Source organism: Bacillus luti (assembly GCF_001884105.1).
Lineage (GTDB): Bacteria > Bacillota > Bacilli > Bacillales > Bacillaceae_G > Bacillus_A > Bacillus_A luti.
On the sequence record NZ_MACI01000073.1, the window covers coordinates 1 to 16689 of the forward strand.

12 protein-coding genes are annotated in these 16689 nt (G+C 32.5%); 2 read left to right on the forward strand and 10 right to left on the reverse strand.

Annotated elements, in window-relative coordinates; all coding sequences use genetic code 11:
• The 3 genes from BAQ48_RS17960 to BAQ48_RS17970 form a co-directional block, all read right to left on the reverse strand.
• A partial coding sequence (locus tag BAQ48_RS17960; protein ID WP_278248819.1) for a transposase occupies window positions 1-606 on the reverse strand: 606 nt, incomplete at its 3' end.
• A 688-nt stretch (window positions 607-1294) separates the two neighbouring features.
• The gene (gene bla / locus BAQ48_RS17965; RefSeq protein WP_071712217.1) at window positions 1295-2221 is read right to left on the reverse strand and encodes a class A beta-lactamase Bla1; all 927 of its coding nucleotides are present in this window, start codon (window positions 2219-2221) and stop codon (window positions 1295-1297) included.
• A 233-nt stretch (window positions 2222-2454) separates the two neighbouring features.
• Window positions 2455-4587, reverse strand: coding sequence for a peptidoglycan D,D-transpeptidase FtsI family protein (locus BAQ48_RS17970; protein WP_071712207.1), 2133 nt, complete (start codon window positions 4585-4587; stop codon window positions 2455-2457).
• A 382-nt stretch (window positions 4588-4969) separates the two neighbouring features.
• On the opposite strand from BAQ48_RS17970, the gene BAQ48_RS17975 reads away from it, so the two are divergent.
• Window positions 4970-6733, forward strand: a complete 1764-nt coding sequence (locus BAQ48_RS17975; RefSeq protein ID WP_071712208.1) for a peptidoglycan D,D-transpeptidase FtsI family protein — start codon at window positions 4970-4972, stop codon at window positions 6731-6733.
• Window positions 6734-6747: 14 nt separating this feature from the next.
• On the opposite strand, the gene BAQ48_RS17980 is transcribed toward BAQ48_RS17975, so the two are convergent.
• The 7 genes from BAQ48_RS17980 to BAQ48_RS18010 all read right to left on the reverse strand — a co-directional run bounded on the left by BAQ48_RS17980 (window position 6748) and on the right by BAQ48_RS18010 (window position 15509).
• Entirely contained in the window at window positions 6748-7575 is an 828-nt protein-coding gene (locus BAQ48_RS17980) for an SH3 domain-containing protein (protein ID WP_071712209.1), read from the reverse strand.
• A complete protein-coding gene (locus tag BAQ48_RS17985; RefSeq protein ID WP_071712210.1) occupies window positions 7565-8098 on the reverse strand; it encodes an RNA polymerase sigma factor in 534 nt (177 codons plus the stop codon). The genes BAQ48_RS17980 and BAQ48_RS17985 overlap by 11 nt, the downstream gene beginning before the upstream one ends.
• Before the next feature lie 453 nt (window positions 8099-8551).
• The gene (locus BAQ48_RS17990) at window positions 8552-10519 is read right to left on the reverse strand and encodes a penicillin-binding transpeptidase domain-containing protein (protein ID WP_071712211.1); all 1968 of its coding nucleotides are present in this window, start codon (window positions 10517-10519) and stop codon (window positions 8552-8554) included.
• A gap of 451 nt (window positions 10520-10970) precedes the next feature.
• Complete coding sequence (locus BAQ48_RS17995; protein ID WP_116758535.1) at window positions 10971-11591, reverse strand: SGNH/GDSL hydrolase family protein; 621 nt, start codon at window positions 11589-11591, stop codon at window positions 10971-10973.
• A gap of 170 nt (window positions 11592-11761) precedes the next feature.
• Window positions 11762-12910 carry an acyltransferase family protein gene (locus BAQ48_RS18000; RefSeq protein WP_084064829.1) on the reverse strand — a complete coding sequence of 383 codons (1149 nt, stop codon included), beginning with the start codon at window positions 12908-12910 and terminating at the stop codon, window positions 11762-11764.
• 360 nt (window positions 12911-13270) lie between these two features.
• Complete coding sequence (locus BAQ48_RS18005) at window positions 13271-14584, reverse strand: serine hydrolase (protein WP_071712214.1); 1314 nt, start codon at window positions 14582-14584, stop codon at window positions 13271-13273.
• A gap of 265 nt (window positions 14585-14849) precedes the next feature.
• Window positions 14850-15509: a CatB-related O-acetyltransferase gene (locus BAQ48_RS18010; RefSeq protein WP_071712215.1), complete on the reverse strand. Its 660-nt coding sequence runs from the start codon at window positions 15507-15509 to the stop codon at window positions 14850-14852.
• 454 nt (window positions 15510-15963) lie between these two features.
• On the opposite strand from BAQ48_RS18010, the gene BAQ48_RS18015 reads away from it, so the two are divergent.
• Window positions 15964-16434, forward strand: a complete 471-nt coding sequence (locus BAQ48_RS18015; protein ID WP_071712216.1) for a DUF5065 family protein — start codon at window positions 15964-15966, stop codon at window positions 16432-16434.
• The last annotated feature ends 255 nt before the right edge of the window (window positions 16435-16689 follow it).

A 16689-nucleotide genomic window follows, 5' to 3' on the forward strand; every position in this document is an offset into this window, starting at 1 on the left:
TTCATATGTATAATGCACCTCAAAGAACCGACCTTTTTGCTTCGGTACAATCTCAATATAGGAGATTTTTTTATGTCTTAAGTTTTTAGGCATACGTATTCTAATAGAACCAAATTTTTTTCTAAATGCAACATTCATTGGAATCATCCAATACCCGTTCTCATCCACTTTTGGAACTTGATAGATTTCAATGATTCGTTTGTCAGTGGAACGAGAATAATTTGGAAACTTAGGACGCCCTGTGAACTTCTCAGGATTTTTCTTCCACTGTTCCAATGCTTTAAAAAAGCTCTTCACTTCTGTAAATAAGGCTCTACGAATGGCTTGAACAGAGTTTGATTGAACACCCCAGTAGTTCATATCAGCGTGCATGGCATTGTCCACTTCTTTTACAGTAGCCGTTTTATTATCGTTCAAATAACTTTGTTTAATGGTGTACAATCCAACATTTCGCAACGCTTTTGAACTATGCGACATACGCTGAAGTAAACGAAATTCTTTAGCTGTGAGGCAAGCTCGTCCGATATGCTGTTTCTGCGTGAACCGTTGCATGGTTTCTCTTTTCTTTTGTTTACGTAATATTTTTACCGCTTTCTTTCTAGCCATTGTTTTCACCACCTTTCTCAGAGAGTTCATTATAATTATTTCTTTCCTAATATCGTGTTTCTTCTTAGGAAAGAAATAATTGTGTAACTGTTAATTACTTTTGACAAATCAAGATTTAGAACGGAACAAAATGTGAACATGGTCTTCATCGTAATTCTTTTTGGTTCAAGTAGCCAAATGATTATGATTATCATTATCATTATCTAATTTTGCTATCCTACGATATATTCCCTCCTTATCTAGGGCAGATTATATCGTAAGACAAAAGAAACAAAATTGTTTTGTCTACCTGCTGACGGCAATTCATCTCCACCTGAATTGTTGGGTTTCACCCGTAACACAAATCAGATGGAGTCTTCTTGCCGAAAGGGATAAAAAGATACTCAATCCTACTACTGTGCCAATAAACAATATGATTCTATTAATATTTCTCTTCATATTCTCTCCTTTTATTTTCATAAAACGCTTATTTTATGTTAACTGAATTTTATTATACATTTTTGAAATTGTTTAAGTTAATAAAATGCAGTACATGAAATTTCAGATGAAATACGTAATATATGTTTCATATTTTTACTTTTTTTATAATAAGAATACAAAAACGATTCTTTTCACACGAAAAAGAATCGTTTTTGTATTTTATACATTCAATAACATCTGGTAAAGAAATAAGATCACTAAGAGATTATTATCTAATAGCATTGACTACAACTTCAGCTGCCTCTTCAATTAGTCGATTATCATAGGTAGCCTCTTTCTCATCTTTACTGGATAAAATTGCGATAATAATTGGTTCTCTATTTGGTGGCCAAACGATAGCAATGTCATTTCGTGTCCCATAACTTCCTGCTCCTGATTTATCCCCAACTATCCAATCAGTTGGCACGCCTGCACGAATAAGTTTGTCTCCTGTAGCATTCCCTTTCATCCACTCTGTAAGAATGTTACGCTTATGAACCGGAAGCGCATTTCCGACCGTAAAAGCTTTAAGATTCGTAGCAATTGCTTTCGCTGTACTAGTGTCACGAATGTCACCTGGAATAGCCTCGTTTAATTCTGTTTCAAAACGATCAGACATAGTAATCCGATCCCCCATCTGTCTTAACGCTTGTTCATATCCTTTCGGTCCGCCTATTTTATGGAATAAAATGTTCCCTGCAGTATTATCACTGTAACGAACAGCAGCCTCAGCAATTTCTCCTAGTGTCATTCCGGTATCTACATGTCTCTCTGTAACAGGTGAATATTCCACTAAGTCTTCTTTCGTAAATTTAATGACTTCATTTAATTTATCCATTGCGTTTTGCTGTAGTAATACTCCTGCCGCTAACGCCTTGTAGGTTGATGCAAAAGCAAACCTTTCGTTAGGTCGATAAGAGATTGTTTGATTTGTACCAGTATCAATAGCGTACACACCTAATCGAGCATCATATTTTTTCTCTAGTTGAGAGAATTCTTTATGCGTCGCCTGATTTTTATGTTTCACTTGCCTTGGCTTTTCTTTCGCTTCAACTTGCAATGCCCCTCCTTTAAAAGCTTCTAGGCTTGTTAGACTTAAACCTAATATACCAACGCATATACCTATTTTTAGCATCTTCTTGTTTTTCAAAATCATCATTCCTTTCAAATTCTTAACACCTATTTATACGTACACATAATAGACAATCACCAAAACAAATTTGTTCCATAAACAAAAAAACTTTATAACTAGTATGAGAGTTATTAACTAAATAAGAGATAGCGACTATGATCGTCACTATCTCTTATTTCACATCTCATCTCTTTACTTATAATAATTACCTCTATATAAATAGGGGCTCTTCCCCTGAGAAAAGTACTCAAATTTTACTAATTTTGATTAGAACTATCTATACTAGCAGCTTCACCATGTATACGTTGCTGTTTTAAATCAAAGTATACATCTAAAACTTCCTTCCCAATTATAGAATTAATTCCATTTTTATCATCATGAAGCCATGGGACTACTATAGAAAACGCTACTTCTGGATTATCATATGGAGCATATCCAACTAACGTTAAGTTGTAACATTCCATACGTTCTCCTTTTGCATTTCTACCAATTGGATCATCTCCACCATATACAGTTTGAGCTGTCCCTGTCTTTCCTGCTGGTTTGTATGAAGCGTTTTTGAAATACTTCACGCCAGTTCCATCACCTTCTTGGAATACCCATTTAAACCCTTCTTTTATCCGATCAATATGTTCTTTCTTCATATCAATTCGATTTAATACGACAGGCTCTATGGAACGTATAACTTTGCCAACCTCTTCTTTTATTGATTGTTCTCGTATTTCTTGTACAATTTGAGGTTGCATTCTATAACCACCATTCGCAATCGTTGAAATATATTGCGCTAATTGCAACGGCGTATACGTATCATACTGACCGATAGAAAAATCTAGTAAAAACCCAGGTTGACTATCTACTTTTCTCGTTTGTCCAATTATTTCATTCGGTAAATCAATACCTGTTGGGACACCTAAACCAAATTGCTTGAAATAATAGCGCATCGTATCAAATGCTCCTTGTTTAATATCCAATGAGCCATTTGGTACGTAATTAACTCCCGCAATTTTTAAAGCTGTCTGGAACATGTATACATTCGAAGATACTTGTAAAGCCCGTAAATCATTAATATTACCAAATCCGGATACATTCCACGATTTCTTAGCTTGTGTACCTTTAAATTTCATCGGCGCGTCATAAAATTGATCTCCTGGATGTATTGCGCCTGTCTCATATCCAGTTAATAAAGTAGCACCTTTTACAGCTGACCCTAGCTCATACGAAGTTGTCATGTTTCCTAATGCCAAATCCTCAACCTCTATTTTCCCTTCTTTTTCTACAATCTTTTTGCCTGCCATTGATAAAATTTGTCCGTTATTTGGATTCGTCATGACAACAAAAGCTCGATCGAGCAGTGGCTCTGAACTCTTAAAAGCTCTCAAGTTTTTCTCTATACTTTCTTCTACTTTCTTTTGTAATTCCATATCAATCGTTAATGTTAAACTATTACCACTTTTCCCTTTAGAGATTATTTCTGTGTTTATAATGTTTCCTGATTTATCAGTAATGTTTTTCACTTCTTCTTTTGTGCCGTGTAATACATCTTCATATCGTTGTTCAATATAACTTTTTCCTACACGATCATTCCGGTTATATCCACGCACCAAATAAGAATCTAAGTTTTCTTTCGGTAATCCTTCTTCACTACTCGTAATATTTCCTAATACGGAACGAAACAAATTACCGTTTACATAATTACGTTCCCAATCAACCGTCGCATCTACTCCTGGAAAATTCGCAAGGTTTTCACTTATACGCGCATACTCTTCATCTGTTACATCTTTTTTAATAATTTGTGGCGTTAGTTGATAACCTGAACTCATTTTACTTTTAATAGCTAACACCTTTAAATCTTGTGCTGTTAATTCTGCCAATTCTACTTCTGTAACGCGGGCTCGTCTTAAGTCTTCTATTTTTTTATCTAACTCTTTTCCCTCTATTCCCTTTTCCTTAAACTTTTCTATATCTTTTTTAGTAATCTTTGTCTCCGCACGTTTCGGATTCAACTGCATCCAGAAATCCTTTTTATCAATATCAGTTAACTTATTTATATCTTGCTCAGGCATTTCAAGCATTTCCGCCAAGTCTTTTGCTGTTTTTAAAATATCTTCACTCGTAATCCCCTTTACCCTTGTATACGTAATCGTTCGAAGAGATTTATTATTAACGACTGTTTTCCCTTCTCGATCTAAAATTTGTCCACGTGGAACTGGAATACTAGTTATTGCATTTTGACTGCTTTCTACTTGGTTCTTATAAGCCTCTCCCTCAACGATTTGTACTTTCCCTAGCTGCATAATAATAGCTGAGAATAGTAAAAATATGCAAAGGAACATTATATTTAATCGAATTGATATATATGTCTTCTGCTTCTTTCCTTTTTGTTCTTTCATAAATCCTCCATTTAATCCTTTCCGGAATTGCTACAAATACTAAAAGCATTCCTTATATATTAGATACCGATGACCAGTTATAAATATCGTCTCAATTTTTTGCTTACTCCTTGTAAGCTTCCATTCCTTTTCGTTTAGCTACGTAATTCATAACTCTCCCTCCCTATTTTCTCTCTATTTTTTTGTGGCTTGTATTAGAAATGCTAAACTGTATAATGACTCTTATTAAACTTACACATAGACTTGCTAGTAAATTTTCATACGGATTATTCCTTTCTTCATGCTGTAATACTTAATAGACAACCTAAATAAGAAAGTTGTTCCACATTTACAAAAAAAATAATTAACTATAATATGGAATAGGCTAAAAAGGGAGGGTTTTATGTTACATACAAAAATAAAAAAATGGAGATTTATAGCGGTTCTTTCTATTGTGGGTGTGATTTTAATAATTTTATTAAAAAGCCATTTCGTTTCAATAACTATCGAAACTTCTTCAGCTGAAAGAGGAGAAATACTTGATCAAAATGGTGTAATACTAGCTACAAATAAGAAAGTTAAGTCTCTATATTGCACTTCTAATGATGACAAGCTATCGAAACAAGATACAGCAAACACATTAGCTTTTTTCAATCAATTTTCAAGCGAGTTTCAACATGATATTTCTACAGAGAACATAAAATCTCAATTACAACAGTCTTGTAAAAAACAGACTATGAATGATATACCGTTATACTCTGATATAACTGAGAATGAACTTGCATTCATAAACAAAAACAAACCGAATAATGTAATAATTAACGATGAATGGATTCGATATTATCCTAAACACGAAATTGGTTCACAGGTAATTGGGTATATAGAACATGATCTTAATTCAAAACATATAGCTGTTGGAAAAAGTGGGATTGAGTTGCAATATGAAAATGATTTAAAAGGAAAAACAGGTAAAACTCTTATTTTTAAATTGAATAATAAAAAGTTCTTATGGAACATTCAAAAAGTACAAAAAGGAAAAGATGTCCGGCTAGCTTTAGACTCTGAGTTGCAGCAAAAAACAGAGGAAGCATTAAGATCTCAAATTAAGAAAACACCTGATGCTAAAGCTGGTTATGCTGTGGTGAGCGATGCAAAAACTGGCGCAATTTTAACTATGGCCAACTCGGCAGTTTTTGATCCAAATATATTAAATACACATATATCACCTAAAATAGATAACATAAAATCACTTTCGCAAAATATGGCAATTCAAAAATTAAAGTATGGTGAATCTTATGTAAATATGGCTTCTACTATAAAGCCACTTACTATTTTAATTGGATTAAATGAAAAGCTTTTTCAGCCTGAAGATACTTATTTAGATAAGGGTACTTTTCAGTACGATAATCAAAATAACATTACGAATGCACCTGGAACACCAACAGGTGAGATTACACCACGGCAGGCTATCATTAATTCATCTAACACATTTATGACAGCAAAAGTAGCTTTGCCTTTATTCAACCAAAATAATGGCAATATAGAAAAAGTGGCAAATATATGGACAGATTATTTAATGCAATTTGGCCTACGTTCTAAAACCGGGATTGATTTACCCTTTGAAGAAGACGGACAATATGAATTCCATCCCTCTAATAAGTTTGAAAATGGAATCTCAGCTTTATTAAATGCCTCTTGGGGAGGAAATGAAGTGCATACTCCTCTTCAACTTGCTCAATATGCAGCAACTTTGGCAAGTAAAGGTGATAAATATAAACCTCAAATCGTGAGTGCTATTATTGGTCAAGATGGTAAGGAAACAAAAAAGTTTAAACCAATTTTAGAAAGTTCAAATCGTTACCCAATGAACTTTTGGCGTGTCGTACAAGGTGGAATGAGTCAAAATATAGAGGAAATTAAAAAGCTGCCCTTTGACGTCGCAGGTAAAACAGGTATTACAGGTTTTCCGAATGAGCAAGAAAGAATGATAAATCATTCTCTTTTCATTGCATATGCTCCTACCAAAGATCCACAGATTGCCGTTTCTGTCGTTATTCCTGGTAGTAATTCAGAAAAAAACATCGCTGCTCTCGTTACATCAGAAATTTTAGAGTCCTGGAATACTCTTCAAAAAGAAAATAAAAACAAAGAGGAAGGTTCATTTTAATGAACCTTCCTCTTTTACCATATAGAATCTATATTTATAATTTTCCACACACCTTCATTATTCTTTTCAAACATAAATGAATATTTAATATCAGTTAAAACATACTCTTTTTGTACATATCCAGTATTACCGTTAATTGTCGATATTTTTATATATCCATCATTCTGCACTTTTTCTGGAATCCAAGCTTTTACCATTTCATTAGATACTTCATATAAAACTTGTGATTCTCGCTTTGGTTCAGCTAAAATTTTTGTTTTATTTCCAGTGACAGTTGCATATATAAAATGGGCTTGCTTCGGTTCGTTACTTTCTGTCAATCCACTTGGTACTTTATATACTTGTTTTGTATCATTTGCAAACTCTCCCCCCATTGTAAGAGCGACTTGCAACTCATGAAAAATATCTTCATCAAACTTCAATTCATCCTTCTTATAACTCTTCCCTTTAAATAAAACTTCATCATTTAACGCTCTATACAAGTCATTTTCATTTTTTGCATTTGTACTTTGATATAAATCGTTCATAAATTGTTTTAATGTTGGATCTTGAGCAGACTCATCTTTAGTTTTAGGCTTAATTTGAGTACTACTTTGTACCGGTGATTTATTATCATCAAGCCAAGGTTGTTGAACAATAAAAAATAAAAATGTACAAGCTAAAACCACTACAATTGGCAATGCCTTTTTACGAAATGGTCTTGTCTGTTTTGGAGAATCTACCTCATTACTTTGATATATAGATTTCTTTATTTTATAAATATATTCTTCTTCATCTTTACGGTGTTCCATTGGGCCTTTTTTTAATTTTCTATACCAGTCAGGATTTTGTTTATTGTTCATCACTACTACCCTCCTCTATTAATTTTGAAACCTTACTTCTTGCCCTACTTAATCTAGATTTCACAGTTCCAATGGATACTCCTAGTGTTTCAGCCATTTCTTCATAAGATAATTCATATTTTGCGTCCAATATTATTATTTCACGGTGCTTTTTAGGTAGTTTTAATACAACTTTCCACACATCATTCATTTCTTCTTGCTTAAAAAATTCTTGTTCTGCCGACTGGGATTGCTTATCGTCACTAAAAAATCCTATTAAAGAAATCCTTTTAAAATAGGAGGATTTCAAATAGTTTATTGCCGTATTTCTTGTAATTTTTAATATCCACGTTTTAATAGATGACTCCTTTCGAAATGAATTCCAATTTTTAAATACCTTTATAAATACATCTTGCGTGATATCATCCGATAAGTGTGGATCTTTCGTAATAATAAATGAATAATTCCATACATCTTGCCAATAGTCTTTTATAATATAGTCCAGCTCATCATGATTACACTTTTCAATAAACGTCTGTTCCATTTCCACACCTCAAACTTATTTGAATAAACATAAAACTGCCCTCACTTTTATTATGGTTTCAATATATAGACAAGATACAAGTTTCATTTGTTCCATTGTTTATCTTTTTTTGATAGAAAAATCCTCTTGAGAATGTAAAGGTGTGCAATAACAGGCTCCTAAAAAACAAGTAAAGCATACGATGTTAAAAATACACTCATAAAAATCTGATTATTATTTGTGAATTTCACGCAACACTCCACTTTTATCACCTTTTTTCTCGGAGACGTCAACCTTTCAAAAATGAAAATAAAGATGATTTATCAACTTTCTGTAGCCATAGTAAAAAAGCATTCTCGATTAAAAAGAATGCTTTTTTTAAATATAATTGTTCTATATTTCACGCAATTTATACCTTTGAGTTAAGCAAACCTATAGTGAATTTACTAGAAGATTTCAACTTATAATAAGGTATTATTTCTGAAAAACATGTTTCACTTTTTCGCCTGGAACATTGCTCCCTCCTCTTCCTTTTACATCTTCAATCATCATGGTTACAATCATGTCTGGCTCATTTGCATCAAAAGCCGCAAACCATCCCAGTTCTTTTCCGTCTGCCTCTTTCGATTCTTTCAATTCTGCTGTACCTGTTTTACCAGCAAGAGTTACACCATCAACCTTAGCAATTCTACCAGCGCCATCAGGGTCATTAATGACTTTTATTAATGCACTCTTTAATATGTCTTGATTCTTTTTAGAAATCACATTTTCTTTCCAATTCCCCGTAACTTTCGATTCTTTTAAAAGATGAGGCGACGGAATATTCCCTTCATTCACAATCGGTGCATATGTTAGTGCTAAATGAAGTGGTGTCATTAATACTTGTCCTTGTCCGTATCCCGTGTCTGCTAGTTGAATATCATTTTTTATCCCATCTCTTGCAATGATTGAAATAGGAAATTCGTATTCGATTGGTAATTTTTCATGAAATCCGTATTTCTTAAATTCATTTACATACTGATCTTTCCCCATTTTCAAAGCTTGTTGAGCAAAATAAATATTATCAGAGTACTTCATTGCCTTATCAAAATCAATTGGACTTGCATCCTTCACACGTGTTACATAATAATTTCCCCAAGATGAATCTTTTGTCCACTTTAATCCTTGAATTTTAAATTCTTCCTTAGGATTTATTGTATTTGTTTCCAAACCAATTGCACCTGTAATCGTTTTAAATACGGAACCTGGTACGAATGCTTGTGTGAAGCGATTCATCATTGGTAGTTTCGAGTCGTTATTCCATGCTTCTCGTTGGGCTTTTGATGCTCCTCTAACTATTATATTTGGATTATAAGCAGGGCTACTTACAAGCGCGATTGTTTCACCTGTTTTAGGATTGACCGCTGCACTAGAGCCTGCTTCATTTTTCATCTCATTATAGATTTTTTCTTGAATTGCAGCATCAATTGTTAACGTAACATTTTCTCCTGCTTTTGCTTCTTTTTTTGCTACGTTTTTAATCTCTTTTCCATTCTCATCTTCTATAAATACGCGCCCTCCCTTTTCACCACGCAATTTATTCTCCAGTACTTTCTCTAAACCTGTCTTACCTATTAAATCATCTGCTTGGTAACCTCTTTTTTGAAGTGATTTTAACTCTTCTGCATTCACCTTTCCTATATATCCAGTTAAATGTGCCGCTGCTTCTCCTAATGGATACGTACGAATATTTACTGGGTGAGATGATACTCCTTCTAATTCTATATAATCATTCTGTCTAGCTCCCTCTTTTAAAATACCAATTGGTACAAAAGAGTCTGGTTTTATCCATTTCGCTGTAAGCTTCTGATCGACCTCTTCTATAGACATATCCAGTAACTGTGCTACTATTTCTTTTGTTTGCGCCGCCGTTTCGCCTAGTTTCTCCGGAATAATTCCAACCTCAGTCGCTTTACCATTCGTTGCAAGACCTTTCCCATTTCGATCATATATTTCTCCACGTTTTCCATGTTCTGTTTGCATACGTACTTTGTAATCATTTTTCATACCTGGAAAAATGAAATCTGGTGTCCAATCTATTTTCCAAGTATCTTTATCTTTCACAAGTTTTGCTTCATGGATAAATGAAGTTGTTCCTCCATCCGTATCCATCTTAACTTCAAAAAGAAAAAGCCCTTTATCGTTCGTATTCTCTCCTTTCGTTTTAACTTTTAAATTCTTAACTCCAATACCCTCATAGATTTTTTGATATTTCTCTGTGAATTCCTTTTTAGAAATCGTTTTTTTAGCATGTTCTGATAAATGATCATACATATTTGCAAATTTTTTATCATTCCATAAATTGATATATTCTTCAAATGCTTGTTTTGGCGGTTCGTTTTTATTACATCCTACCAACATAACTACAAAACAAAAGAAAAGTAGCATCCATAATTTTTTCAATTCAATCTTCTCCCTTAGTTAAAAAATATTTATTCCTTTTTTGATATATTAAACAAAAAATGTTCTAACTCTTAATAGACAGTATAAGTAATGAAATTGTTCCACATTTATAAAAGAATTTTGTTTATGTTTAAGTTTCATTTGAAGAGGAAGATTTTAAGATTCTTACAAACAAAAGAAGTATATCTATTTAGCAATGACCATCATTACTAGTTTTGTTTTAACAATTTTATTTAAAATACTTTTTAGTTCGAGTTTTCCGATCGTATCTTTTTTGCAGATATTTGATACAAAAAAGAACCCTTATACTAAGGCTCTGCAACAGAAAATATCAAAAATATAAACAATAAAAAGAATTACTTAAAGTATAATTTATAGGTACCCTATATATTTCTTTTCGCATCAAAAACCCCTGCGCTATATGCGACAGGGGTTTAGCTCATTCTAAAGCTTATTTAGAAGAGTCATGTACAGGCAAACTATTAAAAATCAATTCAGCAACTTTTACATAGCCTTTTGAGTTTGGATGAATTAAATCAGTAGACCAAAGCGTATTGTCATTAACTAACTGATGATTCCAAAAGTCGATATGATGAAGCTTATATTCTCTACTCAGTGAACGTATAACATCATTTGCCTCTAATAATTGTTCTTGTATTACTTGTTTTTTTTCAGAAGAAAAAGGAAGCCTCACTGTAAAATCTGGAAGGTTTGCTATAACAATATCAGCATCTGTTTTACTTAATTTATCTATCATAAATTCCATTTCGTTCTTATATGCTTGATGATTCCAGCGTCCTTTTAATACATCGTTTGCACCTGCAATTAGACTAACCAAATCTGGTTTAAAAGTTAATGCTTTTTCCAATTGCTGCAAGCGAATTTCTTTAGTTACTAACCCACGTTTTGCAAAATTAACATATTCTATATCGTTTACACACAGTTGAACAAAATGATCTACCCAGCTTTTTAATGCAATTCCCTCTACTTCATCCCCTATCCCCTCTGTAAAACTATCACCAATCGCTACAAATCGCTTCCACATATGTACTCCCCCTTTATTATTATCCATATCTATACTATACAATAGCTCTCAACGTAATTGTTATTTCTAAGTGTTTTTTGATTTCAATTACATTCCATTTTAGTATGTTTACATTTAGAATCCAAAATTGACCGATTCCAAATATACTCAGGAATCGGTCATATTCGTTTACTAAAGAAATAAAATCCCTCTAGGTATTATACTTTTTTCAAAAAATGTGTTGTTCTTTGTTTTGCCCAGTTGATACATTTCTTTTCGATTAAATAATACGAAACTATAGAAAAAAGTAGTGTCATTGTAATGCACAAAGTAAGAAGGAATAAGATAGATATCTTTGTATACAAAAGTTTAAATAGTACCATCATGATTGGAAAATGGCACAAATAGATACTGTATGAAATTTCTCCTAAGTATACAAACACACTCTTATTTAAAAATGCTTTTACTTTAAGGTTACTCATGGCCATTATAATAAATATACTAACACCCATTACGACACCCCAATCTTTTAATAAGAAAGTAGTATCATTACGGGAAATACCATAAATTAAAATGGAATATAAATATAAAATAATCCCTAGTGCAATAAGAAATCCTTTATTAAATTTTTTCATATTCCTATATGAGTAGATAAGTTTTTCCTGATGCTTAAAAAGTAACATCCCAACCATAAACATAGATGTAAAATGCAGTGTATCAGCATAGCCATTATAAAACCCCTCAGCTTTCCCAATATGCAACATATTAAGAAAAACACTAATTAAAGAAAAGCTCAAAGCAAATAGTATCGTTTTCTTCCAACTCAGTTTATAAAAAAGAAGGAATAAGAAAGGAAATACAATAGATATACGCATTTCTTGAGCCAATGACCAGATAACCGGATTATAATTTTCCGTAAAAAAGTTAGTAAGAAGCACAAAATGGTTTATAATATCTAATTTTGTTATAGATCCTTGCCACCTATCATAGAACCAATCACGTAGTCCTACCACTTCATACGGCGAAAATAAAATAAATAAAGCAAAGGTAACGATTATCCAAAAATAATAAGGAATATAGATTCTTACAAATCTCTTAATTAAATATCCCCAATAATTTGTTTTTGAATGATAAAGTGCCATAGATAACACAAAACCACTTAGTACATAAAAAACGATAACAGCTTCCCCACCCGCCCATAAAAACCTAAGCGGGGAAAATTTAATAGCATTAGGCAACGATGGTAGCATTAAACAAAAATGTCCAAATACCACAGTAAGTGCTGCTAATCCTCGTATGGAATCTAATTCTTTTATTCTCTTACTCATAAAATGTTCTCCTTGTAAATTGTAAATTTTGCTGTTCATAAAGGCCACTATACGACTGTAGTGGGAGAATTGTACATATTATTTCTTTAAATTCCTAATATAAGCAGTACAGAGTTAATTTGACCTCCATTTCTTTATATACATAATTTAAAACAAAATATTTAATACAAAGAAAAGATTTTATTAAATTTTTATAAAATCTAATTACAGAAATACGTACCGGATATTAATTTTTTATTGTCATTTGATGGAATAGTGGGTGGTTTTTCATCATGTAACTTTATTAAACTAACCTTGCACCTGAACCCTTTAAATCGAAAGATTCATAAAAAACGCCATCCTTTCTGTATATTTCTACAAAAAGAATAGCGTTTTTTAATTTATGGAAACAAATTCATGTTAGCTTTTTACTATATCAACCGCACTATCCCACATACCATTAAAGAAAGATCCGATTTTACGCATAAAACGTGTAAACCAATTTGCTTGTTCTACATCAGATTTTGTTACAAGGTCTATTTGTAATGATTTACCTGATAAAAACCCAGGATCTGTATTATCTTTAGGCGAGATAATCATTTTACTTATTGTTACACCTTTTTTAATAGGAGCTTTTTGTTCTTTATTCGATACTTTAAATTCTTTTTTATAAACATCTTTATTGCCCTTTGGCATTGGAAGTGAAATAGCTTGCTTCGTTTGAACTACTACATCTTTGTCTTTCGCATTTGCAACTCGCAAAGTTTCATGCCCTTTTACTACTGAATCTTTTCCGTAGATATTCTTCACTTCAAAATTCGCAAATCCATAATCATATAATTTCTTTGTTTCATCAAAACGTGCTGTATGAGAGTTTGCTTTTATCACTACAGATATTAGACGCATACCGTTTCTTTCTACTGTACCAGTGAAGCAATCACCGGCTTCTGGAGTAGTTCCTGTTTTCAACCCATCTACACCTTCGTATTGCTTAATTAAACCTTTTAACATCATGTTAAAATTCACCATATCAATTGGATACTTGCCACCCTTTTGGAATGTTTTTTTGGGAATTTTCGCTGTATCTAACATTTTTGGAAAATCTTGAATAAGATGTTGTGCTAAAATCGCACAATCTCTTGCGGACATTTTATTTTTCTCGTCTGGAGTTGTCCCTTCTGGGTGATATCCTTTTAAATCATAGTTTGTTAAGCCTGTAGAGTTTACAAATTTATAATTTTTCATTCCAAACTCTTTTGACTTATCATTCATCATTTTCACGAAATCGGCTTCTTTTCCAGCAATTTCTTCAACTAAAGCAATTGTTGCACCATTTGCAGAGTAAATTGCCATTGCCTCATATAACTCTTTTACTGTGTAAGAGCCACCATTTTCTAATGGAACGTTTGATAATGAGCGATCTTGTGAAATCTTATGTGCATATTCAGAGATTTTAACTTTTTGATCCCATTTAAGTTTTCCTTCATCCACCGCTTCATGAACTAAATATTCACTCATCATTTTTGTCATACTAGCAATTGCTAGTGATTCATCCGCATTTTTTTCATATAAAATTTTTCCGGAATTCGCTTCTACTAAAATTGCTGATCCTGCTTCTACATCTAAAACAGGGACTGTTTCCGCTGTTGCTCTTCCAGATGTAACAATTATGCTACAAAATAGTGTAAGCACTGTTACTATTACAATGAATTTTTTGTAAAACATACCTTTCAATCCTCTTACCTCCAATATATTTTTTAGGATTACAATAAATAGACAATCTAAATAATGCGTTTGTTCCATATTTACAAAAAATAAAACCAGTGTATCCCGATTAAATATCGAGACACACTGGTTTTATTAGCTATCAAGGATTTTAATTATTTAATTCCGCTATTTACTATACTCATACCAGAGATGAATTTTCCTTAGTCTAGACTATTAATTTTTTATAATAAAAAAACTACATCCTATATAGAATGTAGTTTCCCTCACAGATCTATCTATTTTTTACTTCCTTGTTATAAAAATCATATAATAATTCAATAGATGAACTAGATAAAAAAGGAATTGCCTTCTCAACTAATTCTCTATCCCAATCAAACCAACGCATTTCCATTAACATATTCATTTCCGTATCAGTGAACCGTTTCTTTATTTCTTTAGCAGGATTACCACCAACTATTGTATACGGCGGTACATCTTTACATACGACAGATCCTGCTGCAACGATTGTACCTTCACCGATTGTAACGCCAGGCATAATAATAGCATTCATCCCAATCCAAGCATCGCTTTTAATGACTGTATCGCCCTTCGGTTCATATGAATTTTCAATTTGCTCAGCAAATGGATATACTGTAATCCATTCTGAGTGATGATTATGATTACCACCCATTAAAATGACTACTCCACTGGCAATACAAACATAGTTCCCAATAATGAGTTTATCAAGGTGCCATCCCATCTGTTCAATCGGATTGAAAAGCGCTCGGGATTTAGCATCGCCCCACAAATACCTTACACAGCCATCTTCAAAATTTTGATGACCATAATATCCGGAATAATAGGAGTACTCACCTACTTCAATAAGTGAATTTGTTACTATATCTTTTAAATACTTCGTTTCTGACCAATGATTATATAATGGATGCTTCATAACTTTATTCCCCGCTTCTAAGTATTGTATATTTTTTGCAATTTACTTAGAAGCTTAATACGACTGCGACATTTTTTAGCTTTCTCAAACGACGAATCATTATCTTCAAGCCTTTCTTTTATAATAAAAAATCATAACGTGATAAATTACATAAGTCAAATTGTAAAATTATGTACTGTAACTTAAAGTATGAATTGAAATTTCAGCATTAAAACAATCGAGTTTTCAAATAGCAAATCCCAATTACATATAATACAGATTTCTTAACTATGCATCTAACTTCTTTCTTAAATTAGCCTTAACTCCCTCGATATAGTTTTATTTTTTATTGATTTGTCTGATAAATCAATAAATGTTAATATGATTATAGAAGATATTATCATCCATTAGATTTCACAGCTAGTTTTTCAAAAAAACGATTTCTGAATCCTTAAGTAAATAGGAGGTTTAGAACATGAAACTTTTAAGGCAATCAACAATTATTGGTGCATTGACTGTTGGAGGATTTTTATTTTCGAATACAATTGGTACGATCCCACCTGTGTCTGCTGAATCGCAACTTACACAAAAAGAATCACGATTTTTAGATAATTGGCGGTGGCAAAGCTATTTTTTATTACACCATAATGCAGATTTTATAGAAGAGTTGGCAGTTGGTGACTTAAAACATGGAGATACATTCGATGTTACTATATATACTGGTGGCAAAGATACTGGTATTGTAAAAATATATAATTTAAGCGAAAATGAAAATGATGAAATAAACTTGCATAGATATAAAACCATTTATGACTCAGGTTTAAAACATAATTATGGTAGATTTGTAACACCTATTACTACGGTTTATAATCCAGGAACATACGTAGCCGTTATGAAACTTGGAGAAAATTATTATTATGGGGGCAGCTTTAAAATCTCAAAATAATTTACGTTTATCTAACCAGTAAATATATATTGCATACTATTGTTATTAGATAAAAACTATTTTAAAAGCTCCTCTACCTTATATAAGATAGAGGAGTTTTTTCATTGTTTGCCCTTTTTAAGGGTTAAAAAATCCTTACTTTCTATATAAAGTGAAACTTTAATCAGTGGGGGTTTTCTTCATCCCCACTGATTATTAGTTGAACCAATCGGACTTTTATGGGCAGTTGATCCCCCACCTAACTTCTTTGCTTCC

Excerpts from the sequence above, each read along its gene's own strand:
- BAQ48_RS18010 (WP_071712215.1), bottom strand. The coding sequence starts at position 15,509 with ATGAAGCATCCATTATATAATCATTGGTCAGAAACGAAGTATTTAAAA.
- BAQ48_RS18015 (WP_071712216.1), top strand. The coding sequence starts at position 15,964 with ATGAAACTTTTAAGGCAATCAACAATTATTGGTGCATTGACTGTTGGA.
- BAQ48_RS17985 (WP_071712210.1), bottom strand. The coding sequence starts at position 8,098 with ATGGAACAGACGTTTATTGAAAAGTGTAATCATGATGAGCTGGACTAT.
- BAQ48_RS17975 (WP_071712208.1), top strand. The coding sequence starts at position 4,970 with ATGTTACATACAAAAATAAAAAAATGGAGATTTATAGCGGTTCTTTCT.
- BAQ48_RS18000 (WP_084064829.1), bottom strand. The coding sequence starts at position 12,910 with ATGAACAGCAAAATTTACAATTTACAAGGAGAACATTTTATGAGTAAG.
- BAQ48_RS17980 (WP_071712209.1), bottom strand. The coding sequence starts at position 7,575 with ATGAACAATAAACAAAATCCTGACTGGTATAGAAAATTAAAAAAAGGC.
- BAQ48_RS17995 (WP_116758535.1), bottom strand. The coding sequence starts at position 11,591 with ATGGATAATAATAAAGGGGGAGTACATATGTGGAAGCGATTTGTAGCG.
- BAQ48_RS17970 (WP_071712207.1), bottom strand. The coding sequence starts at position 4,587 with ATGAAAGAACAAAAAGGAAAGAAGCAGAAGACATATATATCAATTCGA.
- bla (WP_071712217.1), bottom strand. The coding sequence starts at position 2,221 with ATGATTTTGAAAAACAAGAAGATGCTAAAAATAGGTATATGCGTTGGT.